This window comes from Pseudomonas sp. (genome assembly GCF_048265905.1).
GTDB lineage: Bacteria > Pseudomonadota > Gammaproteobacteria > Pseudomonadales > Pseudomonadaceae > Aquipseudomonas.
Genome location: NZ_JBLXAP010000001.1, coordinates 183,832 through 205,640 on the forward strand (window position 1 = coordinate 183,832; position 21,809 = coordinate 205,640).

18 protein-coding genes are annotated in these 21,809 nt (G+C 54.7%); 17 read left to right on the forward strand and 1 reads right to left on the reverse strand.

From position 1 onward, the window contains the following. The first annotated feature begins 39 nt into the window (after positions 1 to 39). From yaaA to ACN0UH_RS00955, 16 genes are all read left to right on the forward strand, one after another. A complete protein-coding gene (gene yaaA / locus ACN0UH_RS00880; RefSeq protein WP_417660280.1) occupies positions 40 to 819 on the forward strand; it encodes a peroxide stress protein YaaA in 780 nt (259 codons plus the stop codon). 623 nt (positions 820 to 1,442) lie between these two features. Further along, entirely contained in the window at positions 1,443 to 2,753 is a 1,311-nt protein-coding gene (algD, locus tag ACN0UH_RS00885) for a GDP-mannose 6-dehydrogenase (protein WP_417660281.1), read from the forward strand. 87 nt (positions 2,754 to 2,840) lie between these two features. Next, positions 2,841 to 4,322 (forward strand): mannuronan synthase, encoded by a 1,482-nt coding sequence (gene alg8, locus ACN0UH_RS00890; RefSeq protein ID WP_417660282.1) that lies wholly within the window; start codon positions 2,841 to 2,843, stop codon positions 4,320 to 4,322. A 26-nt stretch (positions 4,323 to 4,348) separates the two neighbouring features. Next, complete coding sequence (locus tag ACN0UH_RS00895; RefSeq protein ID WP_417660283.1) at positions 4,349 to 5,512, forward strand: PilZ domain-containing protein; 1,164 nt, start codon at positions 4,349 to 4,351, stop codon at positions 5,510 to 5,512. A 40-nt stretch (positions 5,513 to 5,552) separates the two neighbouring features. Next, positions 5,553 to 6,896, forward strand: a complete 1,344-nt coding sequence (gene algK, locus ACN0UH_RS00900) for an alginate biosynthesis TPR repeat lipoprotein AlgK (protein WP_417660693.1) — start codon at positions 5,553 to 5,555, stop codon at positions 6,894 to 6,896. Next, entirely contained in the window at positions 6,893 to 8,368 is a 1,476-nt protein-coding gene (locus ACN0UH_RS00905) for an alginate export family protein (protein ID WP_417660284.1), read from the forward strand. The genes algK and ACN0UH_RS00905 overlap by 4 nt, the downstream gene beginning before the upstream one ends. 9 nt (positions 8,369 to 8,377) lie before the next feature. Beyond that, the gene (algG, locus tag ACN0UH_RS00910; protein ID WP_417660285.1) at positions 8,378 to 9,988 is read left to right on the forward strand and encodes a mannuronan 5-epimerase AlgG; all 1,611 of its coding nucleotides are present in this window, start codon (positions 8,378 to 8,380) and stop codon (positions 9,986 to 9,988) included. Between the two features lie 11 nt (positions 9,989 to 9,999). Further along, entirely contained in the window at positions 10,000 to 11,424 is a 1,425-nt protein-coding gene (locus tag ACN0UH_RS00915) for an alginate O-acetyltransferase (protein ID WP_417660286.1), read from the forward strand. A 14-nt stretch (positions 11,425 to 11,438) separates the two neighbouring features. Next, positions 11,439 to 12,536, forward strand: coding sequence for a mannuronate-specific alginate lyase (locus ACN0UH_RS00920; RefSeq protein WP_417660287.1), 1,098 nt, complete (start codon positions 11,439 to 11,441; stop codon positions 12,534 to 12,536). Between the two features lie 94 nt (positions 12,537 to 12,630). Then, positions 12,631 to 14,130: an MBOAT family O-acyltransferase gene (locus tag ACN0UH_RS00925; RefSeq protein WP_417660288.1), complete on the forward strand. Its 1,500-nt coding sequence runs from the start codon at positions 12,631 to 12,633 to the stop codon at positions 14,128 to 14,130. Between the two features lie 12 nt (positions 14,131 to 14,142). Beyond that, the gene (locus tag ACN0UH_RS00930; RefSeq protein WP_417660289.1) at positions 14,143 to 15,285 is read left to right on the forward strand and encodes an alginate O-acetyltransferase; all 1,143 of its coding nucleotides are present in this window, start codon (positions 14,143 to 14,145) and stop codon (positions 15,283 to 15,285) included. Positions 15,286 to 15,401: 116 nt separating this feature from the next. Further along, the gene (locus tag ACN0UH_RS00935) at positions 15,402 to 16,049 is read left to right on the forward strand and encodes an alginate O-acetyltransferase AlgF (protein WP_417660290.1); all 648 of its coding nucleotides are present in this window, start codon (positions 15,402 to 15,404) and stop codon (positions 16,047 to 16,049) included. A gap of 164 nt (positions 16,050 to 16,213) precedes the next feature. Further along, entirely contained in the window at positions 16,214 to 17,653 is a 1,440-nt protein-coding gene (locus ACN0UH_RS00940) for a mannose-1-phosphate guanylyltransferase/mannose-6-phosphate isomerase (RefSeq protein ID WP_417660291.1), read from the forward strand. A 159-nt stretch (positions 17,654 to 17,812) separates the two neighbouring features. Beyond that, on the forward strand, positions 17,813 to 18,277 hold the full coding sequence (locus ACN0UH_RS00945; RefSeq protein ID WP_417660292.1) for a multidrug transporter: 465 nt from the start codon (positions 17,813 to 17,815) through the stop codon (positions 18,275 to 18,277). A gap of 133 nt (positions 18,278 to 18,410) precedes the next feature. Continuing rightward, positions 18,411 to 19,244: an SDR family oxidoreductase gene (locus ACN0UH_RS00950; protein ID WP_417660293.1), complete on the forward strand. Its 834-nt coding sequence runs from the start codon at positions 18,411 to 18,413 to the stop codon at positions 19,242 to 19,244. After that, positions 19,244 to 19,609, forward strand: coding sequence for a hypothetical protein (locus tag ACN0UH_RS00955; protein WP_417660294.1), 366 nt, complete (start codon positions 19,244 to 19,246; stop codon positions 19,607 to 19,609). The genes ACN0UH_RS00950 and ACN0UH_RS00955 overlap by 1 nt, the downstream gene beginning before the upstream one ends. A 64-nt stretch (positions 19,610 to 19,673) precedes the next feature. On the opposite strand, the gene ACN0UH_RS00960 is transcribed toward ACN0UH_RS00955, so the two are convergent. Further along, on the reverse strand, positions 19,674 to 20,573 hold the full coding sequence (locus ACN0UH_RS00960) for a DMT family transporter (RefSeq protein WP_417660295.1): 900 nt from the start codon (positions 20,571 to 20,573) through the stop codon (positions 19,674 to 19,676). Between the two features lie 204 nt (positions 20,574 to 20,777). On the opposite strand from ACN0UH_RS00960, the gene ACN0UH_RS00965 reads away from it, so the two are divergent. Then, positions 20,778 to 21,653, forward strand: a complete 876-nt coding sequence (locus ACN0UH_RS00965) for a helix-turn-helix domain-containing protein (RefSeq protein ID WP_417660296.1) — start codon at positions 20,778 to 20,780, stop codon at positions 21,651 to 21,653. Positions 21,654 to 21,809 lie beyond the last annotated feature (156 nt).

Below are 21,809 nucleotides of genomic sequence, written 5' to 3' on the forward strand. Positions count from 1 at the left end.
CTGGCCTAAAATCCCCGCAGACTTTAAGGAGCAGACTTTATGCTGATGGTGATTTCTCCGGCAAAAACCCTCGATTACGAGACTTTGCCTGTGACTGAACGCTTCACCTTGCCTCAACACCTCGACCACGCCAGTGATTTGATCAACCTGTTACGCGATTACTCACCGCAGCAAATCGCTGAACTGATGCATCTTTCGGACAAGCTCGCGGGCCTGAATGCTGCTCGCTTCGGCAGTTGGTCAGTGAAGTTCACCCCAGAAAACGCCAAACAAGCATTGTTGGCGTTCAAAGGTGACGTCTACACCGGTTTAGCCGCAGAAGACTTCACAGATAGCGACTTTGACTTTGCTCAGCAGCATCTGCGCATGCTCTCGGGGCTTTATGGCTTGCTGCGCCCGCTGGATCTGATGCAGCCTTACCGGCTGGAAATGGGCACCAAGCTGCAAAACCCAAGAGGTAAAGATTTGTACGCCTTCTGGGGCGAACGCATCAGCGGTTGGTTGAATGAAGCGCTGGCCGAGCAAGGCGATGATGTCTTACTCAATCTGGCTTCAAATGAATACTTCTCAGCGGTTAAGCGTAAAGCGCTCAATGCCCGCGTGATCAACACCGAATTTCGCGATGAGAAAAATGGTGAGTATAAAATCATCAGTTTTTATGCAAAAAAAGCACGTGGGCTGATGGCTCGGTATGTGATCAAAGAAAAAATTTCTGACCCGCAGGGTTTGAAAGATTTTAACGATCAAGGCTATCGCTATGCGCCAGATCGTTCGAAACCTGACAATCTGGTATTCCTCCGCGAGCAACAAAACGCCTGACTCTCCCCCTCTTCCAGCGGGTTGAATATTCAACTCGCTGCGCCTCCTCGCCCAGTAATACTGGATGTATCACTTAACTAACGAATAGTTCAGTGGATATTTAAACAAGCAAAACACCACACTAAATCCCTCTCGACCTAGCAGTTCGGCAATTACAAATAGCCACTATCCACTGCTATCAAAGTGCAACTATCGTGCAACCACAGCTAAAGATTAATCTTCGCAAAAAGTTGACGAACGGTATGAACTTACAGAATTTTCCTACACTCATATTCGGCGTAACACACTTCTTCGCGTAACTTTCAACGCGAACCAAACTGCCATTAACTCTTGAACTAATACTCGAGGTAACGGTTCACCTGAGCAATGCTAGACACACAATTAAAAATAGATGCCTAGTGGCAGTTTGCACCTAACCCCCTCTTTTTAAAGAGTTTTGCAGATCGTAAGCGCACAACTCAGAAACTGAGGAATTAACAGTAGATGCCTGATCACGCCCCATTATGCGAGCGGGCATTCATACGACTGTAATAAGTAGGCGAAATAACAAATTAGATAGGGAACAGCAACTTAATATTCCCGAAACTTTATTAATTCTGTAATAGATGAATGAGGTCAAGACCATGCGCATTAGTATTTTTGGTTTAGGTTATGTCGGTGCCGTATGTGCCGGTTGCTTGTCCGCTCGGGGCCATGAAGTTATTGGCGTTGATATCTCCGCCAATAAGATCGACCTGATTAATAATGGCAAATCGCCTATCGTTGAACCCGGCCTTGAAGCACTTCTGCAACAGGGTTTAGCCGCCGGAAAACTACGCGGAACGACTGATGTAGCCAGCGCAGTGGCTGATAGCGAAGTGTCATTTATCTGTGTCGGCACCCCAAGCAAAAAGAATGGCGATCTTGAACTTAACTATATTGAAGGCGTATGCCGCGAGATTGGCATGGCAATGCGCGACAAGAGCGCCCGACACACTGTAGTTGTACGCAGCACCGTCTTGCCTGGCACTGTTCGCAACGTAGTAATTCCGATCCTTGAAGACTGTTCTGGTAAGAAAGCCGGTGTTGATTTCGGTGTTGCAGTGAACCCTGAGTTCTTGCGTGAAAGCACGGCGATCAAAGATTACGACTTCCCTCCGATGACGGTAATTGGTGAGTCGGACACCACCTCTGGCGACCTGCTGGAAAGTATCTACAGCGAGCTGGATGCACCAATCATTCGCAAGACCATCGATACCGCCGAAATGATCAAGTACACCTGCAACGTTTGGCACGCTGCCAAGGTGACCTTCGCTAACGAGATCGGCAACATCGCCAAAGCGGTCGGCGTCGACGGTCGCGAAGTGATGGACGTGATCTGCCAGGACAACAAGCTCAACCTGTCTAAATACTATATGCGCCCAGGTTTTGCGTTCGGCGGCTCCTGCTTGCCAAAAGACGTGCGCGCCCTGTCCTACCGCGCCACTTCCCTGGACGTCGAAGCACCGCTAATCAGCTCCCTGATGCGCAGCAACGTGGTTCAGGTGCAAAAAGCCTTCGACATCATCTCGCGCTGCAACAAACGCAAAGTTGCATTGCTCGGCCTGAGCTTCAAGGCCGGCACCGATGACCTGCGTGAAAGCCCGTTGGTTGAACTGGCTGAAATGCTCATTGGTAAAGGTTACGACCTGAGCATTTTCGACCGTAACGTCGAGTACGCCCGTGTTTACGGGGCGAACAAAGACTACATCGAGTCGAAAATCCCCCACGTTTCCTCTCTGCTCAACAGCGACTTCGAGAAAGTGGTCGCCGATGCCGAAGTGATCGTACTAGGCAATGGCGACAAGGACTTTGCACCTTTGGCTGACGAGAAATTCGAAGGCAAGCAAGTTATCGACCTGGTTGGTTTCATGACCACAGCAACCCGCAGCGGCGCCGAAGGCATCTGCTGGTAAGTCGCGCTTTTAGTCATGAACCCACCTTGGGCATGTGCCATATCGCGCATGTCCAGGGTGAGTTCAGTAGATACGATGGAAACGCATATGGATAAGCTCAAGACAGGCCTCCTGGAGGCTGCTGGCTGGCTGTTTTACCTGTCATTACTGATGTTGCTCGCCTTGGCATTGCCGACCAGTACCTTCGACCCTGAATCGAAGCACTATCTGCTGCTGATTGGCGCCGTTGGTATCTGGCGTTATTCCATGGGTGCCATACATTTTGTGCGTGGCTGCCTGTTCCTTTATTTGGTTTACCCCTATTACAAGCGCAAGGTTCGTAAGCTCGGCGCAGCTGCAGACCCATCACATGTATTTTTGATGGTCACCAGCTTCCGTATCGATGCGCTTACCACTGCGATGGTCTATCGCTCGGTCATTCGCGAAGCCATCGAGTGCGGTTACCCGACAACCATGGTTTGCTCAATCGTTGAGCTCTCCGATGAGCTGTTGGTGAAAAGCATGTGGGAGAAAATGAATCCTCCCGCCCACGTCAAACTCAACTTTGTACGTATTCCCGGCACCGGCAAGCGCGATGGTTTGGCTTATGGCTTCCGTGCAATCTCTCGACAACTGCCAGACAACAAAGCAGTGGTAGCAGTGATTGATGGCGACACCGTGCTGGATGTCGGCGTGGTGCGTAAAACCGTGCCGTGGTTTCAGCTGTTCCCCAATGTTGGCGGCCTGACCACCAATGAGTTTTGCGAGGTTCGCGGCAGCTACATCATGAGTGAATGGCACAAGCTGCGCTTCGCTCAACGTCACCTGAACATGTGCTCCATGGCCTTATCAAAACGGGTTCTGACCATGACCGGGCGGATGTCGGTATTTCGCGCTCAGGTGGTAACCAATCCTGAATTTATTGCCGATGTCGAAAGTGATCACCTTGAGCACTGGCGTCTGGGTCGCTTTCAATTTCTAACCGGTGATGACAAGTCCAGCTGGTTCAGCCTGATGCGCCTCGGCTACGACACGTTTTACGTGCCTGATGCCGCAATCAATACCGTGGAGCACCCACCGGAAAAGAGTTTCATCAAAGCCAGCCGCAAGCTGATGTTCCGCTGGTACGGCAACAATCTACGGCAGAACTCACGGGCCTTGCGCCTGGGAATAAATCGCCTGGGCGCCTTCACCAGCGTGGTCTTGTTCGACCAGCGGGTATCGATGTGGACAAGCTTGCTGGGCTTGGCTGTCGCGGTGATTGCAAGCATCAAGTACAGCCCGTCATTCATCATCATTTACCTGCTGTGGATCGGTATTACACGCCTGATATTGACGCTACTGCTCAGCCTTAGCGGCCACCGTATCGGCCCTGTTTATCCAGCAATTCTTTATTACAACCAGATCGTCGGCGCGATGGTGAAGATCTACGTGTTCTTCCGCCTCGACCAACAATCCTGGACACGTCAGCCAACCAAGCTCAACCGCGACCTGGCCAGCTTTTCGCGACTGTTCAACAGCTGGTCTTCGCGAGCCATGACTTTTACTGCCACCAGCGTATTCATCGCCGCGCTTCTTGCGTTGGTGTGATCAGAACTGAATAGGAAACCTAACCCATGAACACAGCCGTCAACGTCAATGTGGTCCATGAATCGGAAGCTCAACGCCAGCACGCCCGGGTCAAAATCCCAGCAACCTTGCGCTACATCACCAAAGCGCGCGAGCAAGTTGAGGTGCGCGTGCTCGATATGTCGGCCGGTGGTTTCAGCTTTTCCAGTGAAAAAACCCAAGCCAATGTCGGTGACTTCCACAAAGCACGCATGCAGTTCCAACTGGACAGCCTCAACCTGAGCCTCGATATCGAGTTTCAGGTGTGCTCGACCGACCCGGTCAACAATCGTGTGGGTTGCCAGTTCCACAACCTCAAACCTCGTGAAATCGCCACCTTGCGTTACCTGATCAGCGCGCACCTGAGCGGTGAAATCGTCTCGACTGGCGACCTGCTGAACACCCTGCAACGTGAGAACTTCACCAAGCCACGCAAGCAAGGCAATGGCGGTGGCATGAGTGTGTTCGGGCGAATTAAAGCAGTGACATTCAGCATCGCCATCTTTGCCGTTGGCGTGGCTGCCTTTGGCTACATTTTCAAATCCATTTATGGCTTGTACTTCGTCACCCACGCCTCTTCCGGCATGGTCAACGTTCCCAGCTTGAACATCACCATGCCACGTGAAGGCACGGTACAAAGCCTGGTCGGTGCCGACGGCATTATCAACAAGGGCGCACCCGTTGCGACATTCTCCGCGAGCATGCTGGAAATGCTCAAAGGCCAACTCAGCGATGAACAGCTGACCCCAGCCAACATCGAGCAGTTGTTCAGCAAGCAGATGAAAGGCACCTTGACCAGCCCGTGCAACTGCAAGATCGCACGTCAACTGGTGGCCGATGGTCAGTTCGCCAGCAAAGGCGACGTGATCTTTGAAATGGTTCCGCAGGACAGCAAAGCAACGGTATTGGCCAGCTTCCCGTACCGCAAATTTGCCGAGGCCCGCCCTGGCACGCGGATCAAGTTCTGGGTCGCGGGTGATGATCAGGCACGCAGTGGCAAGATCATCAGCACCAACTTGCACGATGGCGGCTTGTCATCGGATATCCGTGCCACGATCGAGCCGGATAGCACCTTGCCAAGCACCTTGGCTGGCCAGCCTGTTGAAGTCGAAATTGATCGTGGCCCATCGCTCGATTGGTTGATCAACAAAGCAACAGCAGCTGGCTACTAAGGAGGACTCACTCGTGGCTACTGCTCATCCTCAACTACTTATGCTCGCAGCCGCCGTCACTCTGGCCGGTTGCGCAGGCTTGCCAGACCAGCGTCTGGCAAGCGAAGCGCTGAAGCGTGGCGACACCGCCACGGCTGAACGCAACTTCCAGCAACTGGCTGAGCTGGGTTATGTCAACGCGCAGGTGGGGCTGGCGGATATGAAAGTCGCCAGTGGCACTGAGGAAGACCTCAAGGAAGCAGAACGTACCTACCGCTTGGCAATGGACCAATCCCCCCGCGCCAAGGGCCGTCTAGGGCGGTTGCTAGCGCGCAAGCCGGACAGCAGCCATGCCGAACGCAAGGAAGCTGCGACATTGCTCAATGAAGCATTTAGCGCAGGCGAACCCAACAGCTTGCTGCCGCTGACGATGCTCTATCTGCAATACCCACAGGACTTTCCCGCTATGAACGTGCAGCAGCAAATTTCTAGCTGGCGCCAACAGGGCTTTCAACAGGCCGAGCTGGCGCAAATTCTGTATTACCGCACTCAGGGCACCTACGACCAGCACCTGACTGAGATCGAAGACATCTGCCAAAAGCTGATCAGCGAATCCGACGCCTGCTACGTCGAACTGGCCACCGTGTACCAAATACAAGGCAACAGCGAGCGACAAGAAGCGCTGATCGCCAACATGATGAACGAATACCACAGCCGTGCATTACCACCGCGCAGAGTTGAAGCCGTCGCCCAAGTACTCGCCGACGCTGAGTTAGGTAAGCCTAACGAAACGCAGGCAAAAGAATTGCTCGAAGCCATCGCCCCGACTTACCCGGCTGCCTGGGTCAGCCTTGCGCGACTGCTTTACGACTACCCCGCGTTGGGCGACAGCGAAACCATGATGACTTACCTCGACAACGGTCGGGAGGCTTCGCTGCCGCGTGCCGAGCTGCTGCTGGGACGCCTGTATTACGAAGGCAAGATGGTCCCTCAAGACCCGAAAAAAGCTGAGGAGCACTTGCGCAAGGCCGCTCCAAGTGAACCGACAGCCAATTACTTGCTGGGGCAGATCTATCTGCGCGGCTACTTGGGCGATATCTATCCACAGCAAGCCCTTGATCACTTGTTAAGCGCAGCACGTAGCGGCCAGATCAATGCCGACTACGCCTTGGCGCAAATGTACTCACAAGGTAAAGGCATCGTGCCAAACCTCAGCAACGCCTATGTCTTCAGCCAACTGGCACTACCGAAGAACACACAGGCAAGTACCGACCTGGCCAACGAGGTTGCGCAACAGCTAACGCCAACTCAACGCAGTGAAGCCGAGCAGAAGCTCCGCGAAGAACGCGAACTGCGTGGCACCGCTTTGCAAAACCAAACTCAGTTACAGGCACAGCTTCAATGAATAAGAATCCGACGATAAAACTCAACAACATCGCTACAAGCCTGGGCTTGGGGCTGACCCTTTTATCCAGCGCCAGCGCATTTGCAGCGAACAGCCCGGATCAGAACTTCGGCCTGACCGCCAAGATCACCGCGCAATCGGAAGATGATCGCGACCTTGGCACCCGCAGTGGCGGCGACGTCAGCGGTATCGGTCTTGACCTGCGCCCCTGGTTGTACGGCGAACGCGGCGCTTGGAGTGCGTTTGCCATGGGTCAGGCGGTGACCGCCACGGACATCATTGAAACCGACACCCTGCAAAGCAACTCGGACGACAGCGACAGTAGCAACAGCGCCAATAGCAATGACGGTCGCGAGCCAGACAAAAGTTACCTGGCCATGCGCGAATTCTGGGTCGATTACTCAGGCTTGACTGCCTATCCCGGCGAACACCTGCGCCTCGGGCGCCAGCGTGTGCGAAGCGATGAAGGCACCTGGTGGGACACCAATATCGAAGCGCTGAACTGGGAGCTCGACTCCACACTGCTGCGCGCCAACGTGGGCATGGCTGAGCGCTTCTCCGACTACCGAACCGACCTTGATGACCTGGCCCCGGAAGACGAAGACCGCCAGCATTACTTCGGCGGTGTTTCTGCACAATGGAAGCCCGGCCACTGGGTTGGCCTCAAAGCGCACCACAGCCGCGACAATGGCAGCCTGGCAAATGCCGGTGAAGAAATTGATGAGCTGAGTAAGCGCTACACCGGTGACCTGACGTGGTTGGGCATCAGCGCCGATGGTGATTTTTACAATCGGCGCTCGACCCAACCGCTCAACTACTGGGCACAAGCCACCTGGCTGAACGGTGATATCGACGAACTGGAGGTCGCCAACGCAGGCGACCAAAAGTTCGCCAATGGTTCGCGCAGTGTTGATGTCAATGCCTGGGCCGTGGACCTCGGCCTACGCTGGAACATCGACCAGAACTGGAAGGTCGGTGGCGCATACGCCCGCGGCAGTGGCGGCGGCGATGACGACAGTTCGGAACAGTTTCGTCAGACCGGTATGGAAAGTAACCGCTCCAACTTCACCGGCACTAACGCCCGCCTGCACCGCTTCGGTGAAGCCTTTCGTGGTGAGTTGAGCAACTTGCACGCCGCAACCCTGTTCGGCTCATGGCAATTACAGGACGAGTACGACGCCAGCTTGGTTTACCACAAGTTCTGGCGGGTTGATGACAAGCAAGACATTGGCGACAGCGGAATTATCGCCAATCTCGAAAATGGCGAAAAAGACGTAGGCCAAGAGGTCGATCTGGTCGTCACGCGCTATTTCAAACAGGGTTTGTTGCCCGCTGCTTTAGCTGAACAAGTCGATGAAGGTGCCGCGTTGGTGCGTTTGCGCGGTGGTGTCTTCTTGCCAGGCGATGCCTACGCCAAAGGCACCGATTCGGTCATGCACCGTGCATTTGTCGACGTCATCTGGCGCTTCTGAGGACTGCTCATGAACCCACAACCTGACTCACTCAGAACTGCAACAGGCGTCAGCGTGCTGCTCTTGAGCGCCTTGTTGCTCAGCGCGCCGCCGGCCTTGGCAGTCGACACCCCAGATATTCCGGAAACGGCTGAGGTACTGGCTCCTGGCTCGGCGAAGGTGCTTAACGAGACCGACAACTACACCGTCAGCAGTGCGCCGATCGAACCCCTGAGGATGGACAAGCCCAAGCTGCCCGATCTCTCCGGCTACACCGCTGAGGCGGTCGCCGCCAAGGTCAAGCACACGCCCGGCGGCAAGGTAGTGGTACGGCGCATGCTCCAACAAGTGGAACTGAAAGACTTTATCGGTGGTGATGAACGGCTGCGCGAATGGGTAAAGCGCCAAAAAGGCATGCCTCTGGCAATCTTTATCGAAGGGGGTTATGTCACTCCAGAAGATATCGCCAAAGCACTGCCTGATAACCAGTTTGCCGAGACCTCACCCGGCGTCTATCTGGCCCGTTTGCCAATAGTCGTGGCCCAAGGTGCAACCCTGCAGGTTGGCAAAAACACCAAAGACCTGCGCCTGTCGCAAGAGCGCGGCTCATTCATGGTCAATGACGGCATGCTGTTTATTACCGACTCCAGACTGACCGCTTGGCGTGAGGCTGATAATGGGCCTGCAACCTTCCGCACACCGAATGAATTTCGCCCGTTTTTAGTGTCCTGGGGCGGCAGTGAGCTGTATATCTCCAACAGCGAGATAACCAGCCTCGGTTACAACCAGAGTAAGTCTTACGGCGTCAGTATCACCCAGTACTCACCCGGTGTTGATAAGCGCCTCAAGCGCCCTCGCCCGACTGGCTGGCTGATCAACTCGACCTTTGTTGATCACTGGTACGGCTTTTATTGCTACGAGGCGGATGACGTGGTGATAAAGGGCAACACCTACCGCGACAACATCGTCTACGGAATTGACCCGCACGACCGCTCGCGCCGCTTGATCATTGCTGAAAACACCGTCCACGGCACCAAGAAGAAACACGGAATCATCATCTCCCGTGAGGTTGATGACAGCTGGATCATCAACAACAAAAGCTACGACAACAAGCTTTCCGGCATCGTTATCGACCGTAACAGCATCAACAACCTGATTGCCTACAACGAGGTTTATCAGAACCAGTCAGACGGCATCACCCTGTACGAAAGCAGCAACAACCTGCTGTGGGGCAACAAGGTTATGAACAACTCCCGCCACGGTATTCGGGTGCGTAATAGCGTCAACATTCGTCTTTACGAAAACCTCTCTGCGGGCAACAAGCTGACCGGCCTCTACGGCCACATCAAAGACCTGTCCGACACCGACCGCGACATTGACCTCGACCCCTTCGACACCAAGGTGTCGATGATTCTGGTCGGCGGCACGCTGGCGGCAAATGGCTCGGGACCACTGTCCATCGACTCACCGCTAAGCCTTGAGCTTTATCGCGTGAACATGATTGCACCAACGAAAAGTACCGGTATCAGTTTCTCGGGTGTGCTCGGCAAGCGCCAGGAAGAGATTCTCGACCTCTTGGTACGCCGCAAGTTGGCGGTACTCATCGACCCCGTCGAAAGCCAGGCAGAACTGCAGAATTGAGGGCAAATAACGTGAGTAAGAAGATTTTTAAACTGCGCCAACTTGCTGTAGCCGGTGTCTTACTCGGCACCGCCAGCGCAGCCATGGCTGAACCCAGCTATAGCGTGCAGCGTGTCGGGCCATTGTGCCCGGCCGCGCAAAACCCGGCGAACTACAACACCAAGTACCTGAGCTTTTTTACCGCGCTGGTTCAGGGCAAGGGCGACTGGCTATTTCGTAGCCGCAATGACCTGCGTACCGATTTTGGTACCACGCCGCACGGTTACCAGCAATTCAAGCGCCTGCGTGATGCGTTAAAGCGCAAAGGCATCGAGTTGATGATTGTCTATCAGCCAACCCGAGGCTTGGTCAATCGTGAGCAACTGACTGATGCTGAGAAGTCGCGTTTCAACTACGCGCTGGCGAAAAAGAACTATCAGCAAGCAGTTGCAGATCTGCGCAAAACCGGTATCTGGGTGACCGATCTTTCGCCGTTGTTTGATGAGCAAGACGTAAAGACCCCCTACTACTTTGAGGCAGACCACCACTGGACGCCAGCGGGTGCCTCGCGTACTGCCAAACTTGTCGCCGAGACGCTCAAGCAAATACCCGGCTTTGATGACATTCCAAAGAAGGAATTTGAAAGCAACGTCGTTGGCCTCCTTCCCAAGGCGGGCACCTTGCACAAAACCGCAGCCGAATTCTGCGGCGTCAGCTACGCCACCCAATATGTGCCTCGCTATGAAACTGAGCCAGTTGGCGCTGCCGACGCCGACAGTTTGTTTGGCGATGAATCGGTTCCGCAAATCACCATTGTCGGCACCAGTAACAGCGGTCCGGCGTACAACTTTCCGGGTTTCTTGCAGCAGTACAGCAGTGCTGAAGTGCTGAACATGGCCGTCAGTGGCGGTGGTTTCGACAGCGCGCTGCTGCAATACATGAGCAGCGAGGAGTTTCACACCAATCCGCCGAAGATCCTGATCTGGGAATTCGCCACCCACTACGATCTGGCGCAAGACAGTTTCTATCGCCAGGCCCTGCCAATGGTCGACAACGGCTGCGAAGGTCGCCCGGCGGTCATGCATAACAAAATCAAGATGAAACCCGGCAACAACCAACTTCTGGTCAACGGTGAAAACACCGCGCTGCGCGATTTGCGCGGCGGCGACTATCAAGTAGACCTGAGGTTCAGCGACCCCAGCGTGCATGAGTCCAAAGCCACTTTGTGGTACCTCAACGGCCGCCGTGAAAAATTCAAAATTGAGCAAAGCGATCGCGTCGACACCGGCGGGCGCTATGCCTTCGAACTGAGAAACGACCCTGACTGGCGTGATCTCAACCTGCTCGCCCTTGAAATCCAAAGCCCGGAACAGATGCCCGAAGGACTCAGCGTCGAAGCGACACTGTGCAAGCGGCCATCCAGCACCGGCAAAAACCTCACAGCGAAAGCTGACTGAGGATGGAGTCAACTATGCAAGCGAAAAAATGGCTACTCACCCCCTGCTTACTGGCCAGCGCGATATTTGCCCAAGCCAGCTTTGCCAGTGATCTGGTTCCTCCGGCTGGCTACTTCGCGCCGGTGAACAGCACCGCGAAAAAGTCGCAGTCCTGTGACCCAGCACCAAAGCCCTATACCGGCAGCCTGGTGTTTCGCAGCAAATACGAAGGTTCGGACAAGGCCCGCTCGACACTCAATAAAACCGCCGAGAAAGCCTTTCGCGACAGCACCGCCGACATCACCACCATGGAACGTGGCAGCAACCGTTACGTCATGCGCTACATGCAAAACGGCGACCCCAAGCAACTGGAGTGCGCGCTGCAATGGATGGACAGCTGGGCGCAAGCCGGTGCCCTGCTCAGCCCTGACTACAACCACACCGGTAAATCAATGCGCAAGTGGGCCCTGGGCAGCATGTCCTCAGCCTACTTGCGTTTGAAATTCTCCGAGAGCCAGCCGCTGAAGGCTTACCCACAACAGGCGCAGGAAATCGAGCAGTGGTTCGTCAAGCTCGCCGAGATGACCGTCCACGACTGGAGCGACCTGCCGCAACGCAAGATCAACAACCACAGTTATTGGGCGGCCTGGTCAGTGATGGCCACAGCGGTCGCAACCAATAGGCGCGACTTGTTCGACTGGTCGATCAAGCAGTTTCAGGTGGCCGCCAACCAAGTCGATGCCGAGGGTTATCTGCCCAACGAGCTAAGGCGCAAGCAGCGCGCGCTGGCGTACCACAACTACAGCCTGCCGCCTTTGACCATGATTGCTGCATTTGCCGAAGCCAATGGCGTCGACGTTCGCCCGGAAAACCAGCAAGCGCTCAAGCGCCTTGCCGAGCGGGTTATGGAGGGTGTTTCCGACCCCGATGAATTCAAGGAAAAAACCGGCGACAAGCAAGACATGACCGACCTGAAGAAGCGCGCCAAGTTTTCCTGGCTTGCGCCCTATTGCACGCTTTACAGCTGCTCGGCGGACTTCGAGAAAGGTATTGAAAAGTTTGGCCCGTTCAAGACATTCCGCCTGGGCGGTGATGTCAGCAGCGTATTCAACCCCAAGCATCAGGGTGGCTGAACAACGCTTTAAAAACACCCCCGCCAAGCAGTTTGGCGGGACTTATATGACGGGCTGTTGAGCCCTGTTTTGACCTGTTAATGGAGAAGCACGGATGGTCTTTTCATCCAACGTGTTCCTGTTTTTGTTCTTGCCGATATTCCTCGGCTTGTACTACCTCAGTGGCGCACGCTACCGCAACTTGCTGATTCTGGTCGGCAGCTATGCCTTCTATGCCTGGTGGCGGGTCGACTTTCTGCTGCTGTTTGTCGTGGTGACGCTGTGGAACTACGGCTTTGGCCTGCGCATTCATCGTGCCGGGGTACGCACCAAGGCCGCACAACGCTGGGTGCTGTGGGGTGTGGTTGGTAACTTGGCAACTTTAGGCTACTTCAAGTACGCCAACTTTGGTGTCGCCAACATCAACAAGATGATGGATGCAGCTGGCTTCGAGCCGTTTGTGCTGACCCACGTGATATTGCCGATTGGTATTTCGTTCTACATTTTCCAGTCGCTGAGCTACTTGATCGACGTTTACCGCGGGGATACCGAGCCCACTGAAAACCTGATTAATTTCGCAGCGTTTATCGCCCTGTTTCCGCAACTGATTGCTGGCCCGGTGCTGCGCTACAAAGACCTTGCGGACCAGTTCACCGACCGCACGCACAGCATTGACAAGTTTTCCGAGGGCGCTACGCGCTTTATGCAGGGCTTCGTCAAGAAGGTGTTTATCGCCGACACCCTGGCGCCGTTGGTTGACCACTGTTTCGCCCTGAGCAACCCGAGTACCGGTGATGCCTGGCTGGGGATGCTGGCCTACACCGCACAGCTGTATTTCGATTTCTCTGGTTACAGCGACATGGCGATTGGCTTGGGTTTGATGATGGGTTTTCGCTTTATGGAAAACTTCAACCAGCCGTATATCAGCCAATCAATCACCGAGTTCTGGCGCCGCTGGCACATCAGCCTGTCGACCTGGCTGCGTGACTATTTATACGTGCCGTTAGGTGGCAATCGGCAAGGCACATTCAACACCTACCGCAACCTGTTCCTGACCATGCTGCTGGGTGGTTTCTGGCACGGCGCTAACTGGACGTTTCTGATCTGGGGCGCGTGGCACGGCACTTGGCTCGCCATTGAGCGTGCACTTGGCGTCAATGCAGCTCCAGCAGTGCTCAACCCGATCAAGTGGGCCTTCACCTTCTTCCTGGTCATGCTCGGCTGGGTGATTTTCCGCGCTGAAAATCTCGACATCGCCTGGCGCATGTATAGCGCAATGTTCAGCTTCAACGGCTGGCAGCTCAGCGAGTTGAACCGCGCCAATATCAACGATTTGCAAATCGCAACGCTGGGCATCGCCTACGTCGTGCTCGCGGTCTGTGGCGTGCGTGAGTTCAACCGTCATCGCTCAAGCAAACGACCAGCCAAGGATGCAACTCTGGGCAGCGATCCGGTCATCAACTCCGGCAATACCGCGGCCGCAACAGTAATGGCACAGCAAAACCCAGCAATGGCGCAAACCTTGGTTCGTGTTGCGTTGTTGCTGCTGTTTTGCGCATCGCTATTAAAACTCTCGGCGCAGAGCTACTCGCCCTTCCTTTACTTCCAGTTCTGAGTGAGGCCGACCATGACTAAAACCGTAGAAAAAATCTATATCGCCTCATTTATTGGTGTGTTGGGCCTGGGTTTCATCACATCAATGAGCGGCGTACTCGACTACAAGCAACCCAAGACCTACAGCGTGCTTGATGGCAACTTGGCGAAAAGTTTTGAAAGTCATTACGACAAAGAACTGCCGATCAAAAGCATCGGTACCAATGTCTGGGCAGCGCTGGATTACGTGCTGTTCAACGAAGGTCGCCAAGGCGTGAAAATCGGTGCGGACGGCTGGTTGTATTCCGATGAAGAGTTCAAGCCCGAGGCTAACGGCCAGCAAAACCTGACTGACAACTTGGTCATGGTTGAAGCCGTACGCAATCAGCTGGACAAGCAAGACATCAAACTAGTGATGGCAATTATTCCAGCCAAGGCTCGCTTGTACCCGGAATACATCGGTGACAATCACGCCAGCCCAATCCATGCGGACCTGTACCAACAATTCCACAGGGCGGTGCGCAAGGCGGGTATCGCTGCGCCAGACCTGCTTGCGCCGCTTGAATCGGCCAAGCAACAAGGCCAGATGTTTCTGCGCACGGATACCCACTGGACGCCTATGGGCGCTGATATCGCCGCGAAACGTTTAAGTGCAGCCGTACAACACAACTTTGTCCTGCCAGGCGAGCCGCAGCAATACATCACTTCGGCAACGAAAACTGAGCCGTACCATGGCGACCTGACGCGCTTTATCCCACTCGACCCGCTATTCAAAACCCTTATGCCGCGCCCGGATGATCTGCAAAAACGCAGTACTGAAGCAGCCGCAAAGGCTGAAGGCGCCGATGCCCTGTTTGCCGAAACAGACATACCGGTTGCGTTGGTTGGCACCAGCTACAGCGCCAATCCCAACTGGAACTTCGAGGGCGCACTGCGCGAGCACCTGCAGCATGACGTAGGCAACTACGCCGAAGACGGCCGTGGTCCGATTCTGCCAATGCTCAAGTATCTACAGAGTGATGACTTCAAGAACACGCCACCGCAGGTGGTGATCTGGGAGTTTCCTGAGCGCTATTTACCAATGGCCAATGACCTCAGTGAGTTCGACTCAAAATGGATCGCAAACTTAAAAAATTTAAACAACAAACAAAATCTGGCGCTAACCGGCAACCGCTGACGCACCAGTACTCACGTTGGCATGGTGCCGACGCGCAACGGTAAAGAGAGGCTAGACACCTCGCTTAATCAAACGGCTACAACGCCGCTGTGTGAAACGAAGATGGAGAAATACTGATGACCCTACTGACCAATCGCAACTTGACCTCATTCGCTTGTGCAATTGCGCTGAGCATTGGCAGCTTCCATGCGAGTGCCGGAGAAGGTGGTTTGTATGCACCTATCGCCCCTAAAGGGTCAACCTTCGTACGTGCCTACAACGCTGGCAATACCGAGCTGAGCGTCAGCGTCGGTAACACCTCGCTGCATGACGTCTCACCACTGGGCTCAAGTGACTTCAGCTTTATGCCCGCAGGCAGCTACAGCGCCCAAGTCGGCAGTGCGACGATCCCAGTCAAACTCGACGCCGATCATTACTACACCTTGGTCAGCCAGCCAGGCGTTGCCCCAAAACTGGTTGAAGACCCAGTGTTCAAGAACAAACAGAAAGCCTTGCTGCGCGTGCAGAACCTTTCTGACAGCAACGTCACGCTGAAGACCGCCGACGGCAAAACCAAAGTTGTCGACAGCGTTGCGCCTTCCAGTCACGGCGAGCGCGAAGTCAACCCGGTCAAAATCAAGCTGGCACTGTTTAAAGGCGACAGCAAAATCAGCGACCTGAAGCCTGTTGCCCTCGCCCGCGGCGAAGTCGTCAGCCTGTACGTCACCGGCAGTGGCGAAAAACTTTCACCTAACTGGGTAAAGCGCCCTGCCAAAACTGATTGATAGAACCAATAATACAAAGGCCGAAAATCAGGTCGCTAAAAAGATAGCGCCGCTACGGCAGGCGCTACGGAGAAGTCCTCTACGGCTCATATGAGCTTGCTAACGGGTTCTCGCAATAACGCGTGATACCAGCCAAATCTATGAACGTTTCAGGAGTTGATCACATGATCCCAGTAATTCTTTCCGGTGGCAGCGGTTCGCGACTCTGGCCTCTTTCGCGCAAACAGTACCCAAAACAGTTTCTGGCCCTGACAGGCAGCGATAGCATGTTTCAGCAGACCATCAAGCGTCTGTCATTTGCGGGCATGGAAGCACCCGTATTGGTGTGCAATAAAGAACACCGTTTTATTATTCAAGAGCAACTCAGTACTCAGGGCCTCAGCGCGCAGTCCATCCTGCTTGAGCCTTTTGGCCGCAACACCGCGCCTGCCGTTGCAATTGCGGCGATGAAGCTGGTTGCAGAAGGTCGCGACGAGCTACTGCTGGTATTGCCCGCTGATCACGTATTGGACGACCAGTCATCCTTTGAATCAGCTCTTACAGTTGCCCGATCCGCAGCAGAAAAAGGTGAGATGGTGCTGTTTGGCGTACCGGCCAACAGCCCAGAAACGGGTTACGGTTACATCCGTTCAGTCGCCGATGACAGCCTGCCGCAAGGCGTGGTGCGGGTGCAAAGTTTCGTCGAGAAACCGGATGCAGCTCGCGCCTGTGAGTTTGTTGCCTCCGGCGATTACTTCTGGAACAGCGGAATGTTCATGTTCCGCGCCAGCCGTTACCTTGAAGAACTCAAGCGCTATGACGCCGACATCTACGACACCTGTCTGCTGGCGCTTGAGCGCAGCAAGGAAGTCGACATGGTGGTCAACATCGACGAAGCCACATTCGCTTGCTGTCCTGACAACTCGATTGACTATACCGTCATGGAAAAAACCACCCGCGCCTGCGTCGTACCACTTGATGCGGGCTGGAATGATGTCGGCAGTTGGTCGTCAATCTGGGATGTGCACGAAAAAGATGTGCATGGCAACGTCATCAAAGGCGATGTGATGGTTCACGACAGCCGCAACTGCTTGGTGCAGGGTAACGGTAAGCTGGTTTCGATCATTGGCTTGGACAACATCGTTGTCGTCGAGACCAAAGATGCGACCATGATTTCCCACCGTAACAGCGTGCAAGACGTTAAACACGTGGTTAATGAGCTCAACGCCAAGAACCGCAGCGAAGCGCAGAATCACTGCGAAGTTTATCGTCCGTGGGGCTCGTACGACTCCGTCGACATGGGTGGGCGTTTCCAGGTTAAGCACATCACCGTTAAGCCAGGTGCGCAGTTGTCGCTGCAAATGCATCATCACCGTGCTGAGCACTGGATTGTGGTTGCTGGCACCGCTGAGGTCACCTGTGATGACCGCACCTTTCTGCTGACTGAAAACCAGTCAACCTACATTCCGATGACCTCAGTACACCGACTGAGCAACCCGGGCAAAATCCCTCTTGAGCTGATTGAAGTGCAATCAGGAACATACTTGGGTGAAGACGACATCGAGCGCTTTGAAGATGTTTACGGTCGCAGCCATGATGAAGCCGCACGTATAGAAGTACGCTGACTCTAGCTAAACGTTAAACCGAGCGCGGGTTCTTACTCAGAACCCGCGCTTTTTTCGTGTTGATCGCCCGGCAGCGGTTACATTTTTTAACCGGCTAGCCTTCCCCGCCGCATCAGCTTGTGTAGGATGAACAAATGTTCACCGACCAAGGCCACCACCATGTTATTCGGTGCAATCCTGATTCTCAGCTGGTTTATCTTGCTGATTCGCTATCCAAACAAAGCCCTGCCCGTGACTTTGGCCGCGGTAATCGGCCTGTTTATTGTCGCCTCAGCGGTGATATGGCAAGAGAACCGCGAAAAAAACCAGTTGGCAGAGCTCGAACTGCGCTTTATCTATGATCCGCAAAACTGCCCAGCCGACCAACCACTCGCGGTCACTCTGAAAAACGCCAGCCAGAACCCCATGCTCAGCCTGCAATGGGAACTTGCAGCCTACCGCCCGGGCGACAGCGTCAACCTGGTCGAAAACACCTACGACTCGCCCCGTTACAACGGTCCTGGTGATTTGCAGCCTGGTGCGAGCTGGAAAAGCTGCCTGCCGCTACCCGCCATACGCAGTGGCTATCGAGCCAGCAGCCTTGAATTTCGTGCCGAGCGGATACAGGGCAGTTTCGCTAACTGACTGGGCGGGCATGATCAGGTATTCACGCGAGGGATTCCCTGAAAAACGCAGTGGTTTTTGAGAGACTCCATAGGTTTGTGAACCGACATTGGCTTATTCTGAGCCAATCGTTAACTCAGCTCAGGATAGCGCTATGACGACCCAGTTCACTGCATTAATCACAGGATGCTCCAGCGGTATTGGGCGCGCCTTGGCCGACGCTTTCCAAGCAAATGGCTACAAAGTCTGGGCGACCGCACGCAAAGAGTCTGACCTGGAGGCGCTCAGCGCTGCCGGGTTTATCGCGGTGCAACTTGATGTCAATGATGCAGTGGCCGTTGAGCAGCTTGGTGTACGTCTCGGCGAACAGATTGGCGGCCTCGATGTGCTGATCAACAATGCCGGTTACGGCGCGATGGGCCCGCTGTTAGATGGCGGAGCTGAAGCAATGCGCCAGCAATTTGAAACCAACGTTTTCTCAATTGTCAGCGTCACCCGCGCACTCTTCCCCTTGTTGCGCCGCAACAAAGGTCTGGTGGTCAACATCGGCAGTGTCTCGGGTGTACTTGTCACTCCATTCGCAGGCGCTTATTGCGCCTCGAAAGCAGCGGTGCACGCGCTAACCGATGCGTTGCGTCTGGAGCTTGCACCCTTCTCTATTGAGGTGATGGAAGTTCAACCCGGGGCGATTGCTTCAAGCTTTGGCGCGAATGCCAGCCAACAAGCGGAGCAACTCATTACTGAAGCCTCGCCTTGGTGGCCTTTACGTGAAGGTATCCGCGCTCGGGCCAACGCCTCGCAAGACAATCCAACGCCCGCCACCCACTTTGCCCGCAACGTGCTGGCTGCCGTGCAGAGCGCCAAGCGTCCACGTCTTATACGGCTGGGTAACGGCAGTCATATGTTACCGTTGCTGGCGAACATACTGCCTAAAGCACTACTCGAAAAGGGTCTGATGAAGCGCTTTGGCCTCAACCGGACACTCTGATGAATCTACGCAACTACGCCTTCGGTGCCGTTGCAGCCGTCGCCATACTCAACGTGGCGGTGCGCGCCCTACTCAAACTCGGCGGCCTGCCCGCCACTTTGCTGATTGCCGTGGCCGTTGGGCTGATCCTGCGAACGGTATTTCAGTGGCGCAATCAACGTCTGCCCGAGCCACGCGAATACTGGGCGATCGTCGGTATTTATGCGGCAGTGCTCGGCCTGCTCTATTTGGGCCTGCTGGGCATGATGCACCTTAAAGATGAGCCCGGAAACGTAGGCCACATCCTGTTTTGGTTACATTACCTGTGCTACCCGGTGCTGCTCGCGGCTTGCCTGATTCCGCGCCAAAGCGCTAATCCACAGTAGCTTGGTTTCCTGGCTCTACATTCACCCAGGCACCTGCATTGCAGGTGCCTGGCAACACCATGAGCTAGCGCGCAACAGCCACTGCGGTTACGGGCGCCTTGGGCTTACGGAATACCAGAACGTTACCCAGCATTACCAACACCAAGCCAAGTAACGCAGGTGTGGTCCATTGGTAGCCTTCGGCAAAAACCGAGATATTCAATGCCACCACTGGGAACAAAACAGTGCAGTAAGCGGCCCGTTCCGGCCCCATGCGCCCAACCAGCGTCAGGTATGCGGTAAAGCCAATCACCGACCCCGGAATTGCCAAGTACAACAGCGTGCCTATATAGCGGCTGTTGGCCTCAAAGGTGAACGGCGTACCTGTGACAACGCAGATGACCAACAACATCATTGCCCCATAAAGCATACCCCAGGCATTGGTCGTAAGCGGTTTCAAACCGGCTTTTTGTTGCAGGCTTGAGAGCATGTTTCCAGCGGAGAAGCACAGCGTACCGATCACAGCCAAGCCAATACCCAGCAAGGTCTCACGACTCGCCTCATGCCCAGCCAGTTCCGGCCAGAACAACAAGCCCAGGCCGCACAAACCCAACGCACCGCCGGCCAATACGTTGGCTGCAATTTTTTGCTTGAAGAACAGCCGTGCATTCAGTGCATTCCACAGCGTGGCTGTTGAAAAAATAACCGCAACCAAGCCGCTTGGAATCCACTGGCTAGCTGTGTAAAAACACATAAAGTTGACGCAGAACAGGCAGAGCCCCTGAACCAGGCAGATCAATTGCCCACGCCGATCCATTTTCTGCAAGCGCCCGCTAATCAGCAGAATCGCAAACAACACTGCAGCCGCCAGGCCAAATCGATAGGCAATTGATAGCGGGATCGCCACCACACCCAGTTGCATTTTCAGGGCAATCCAAGTGGTGCCCCAGATCAGCACAGTCATCAAATACAGCGACAGGTTCATCACATACTCCCAATAGATGAGTCGAGTGTGTGCTCGATCTAGCGCGATCGCTTGCACAAAGTTGCGCTTTTGATCGCGCGCACCCAACTGACCCAGCAGCAACCTCTGGCGATTGCGACTTGCATAATCTTGCGCTTTTTTCACCTTAGGGGGCTGGAAAAGGACATGTGTAGGGGTAGCATGTTCGAGCTAGAGGACAGGTGTATGGCGCAACTCGAAGAAAGTCAGGTATTCCACGCAATGGGGCAATCGCCCAACGCGCGCTTGCACCACAGTGCCGAGCTGGGCGATGGCTTGGCCGCTGCTTTGTGGAGCAACAGCCATGATGCACGCAACTACGAAGCGCCAACTCACCATACCTTGTCGTGCTATCTCGCTGGCGGCACGGGCACTTTTCGCCGCGACCGACCAGACAGCAAAGGTGCGCCAGACAAACTCTGCGTAATGCCAGCCGGGCACCACTCAAACTGGGTGATAAACGGTGAAATCAATCTGGCTCACCTGTATATAAGCGAGGAACACTTTGCCCTGTCGGCAGTGCGTTTGCTCGACCGCGAACCCCGAGAACTGCAATTACGCGAAGGCACATTCCTCGATGATGCAGAGCAAGCGCAGCGCTTTCGCCAACTCAGCCTGATGAACTGGCACGAACCGGGTGAACGCCTGCTGATCAACAGCATTGCTCACCAAGTGCTCGATCATGCCTTGCTCTCACAAGTGGGTAAGCGTGAAGGCATTAAAATCAGTGGTGGCCTGGCTCCAGCCCAGCGCAGGCGTTTGCGCGATTTTATCGACAGCCACCTCGATCAGCCGCTGAGTCTTGGCCTATTGGCCGGAATGTGCGCGCTATCGGAATACCACTTCGCCCGCATGTTTACTCAGAGCTTTGGCTTACCTCCGCACCGCTACGTGCTCAAGCAACGCCTGCATTTAGCCGCACAGTTGCTGCGCAACAACAAACTGCCACTGATAGAAGTCGCGCTTAACTGTGGCTTTGCCAGTGCCAGTCACTTTAGTAACCGCTTCCGCCAGGCGTTTAACGCAACACCCAGCCAGTACCGTGCTGTATTTGCCCGATAATTGCGCGGCAATACAAGGTTTTTCGCCCAAAATCACTCTTAACCCACGACCTCACCAACCCTGAGCATTACTGCGGCGGGCGTGCCGCTGTCGATATCTGGTTGCAGAATGCCTCTAGCGCAAACTATTTGACCCAACGGTCTGCATTACCCCGGT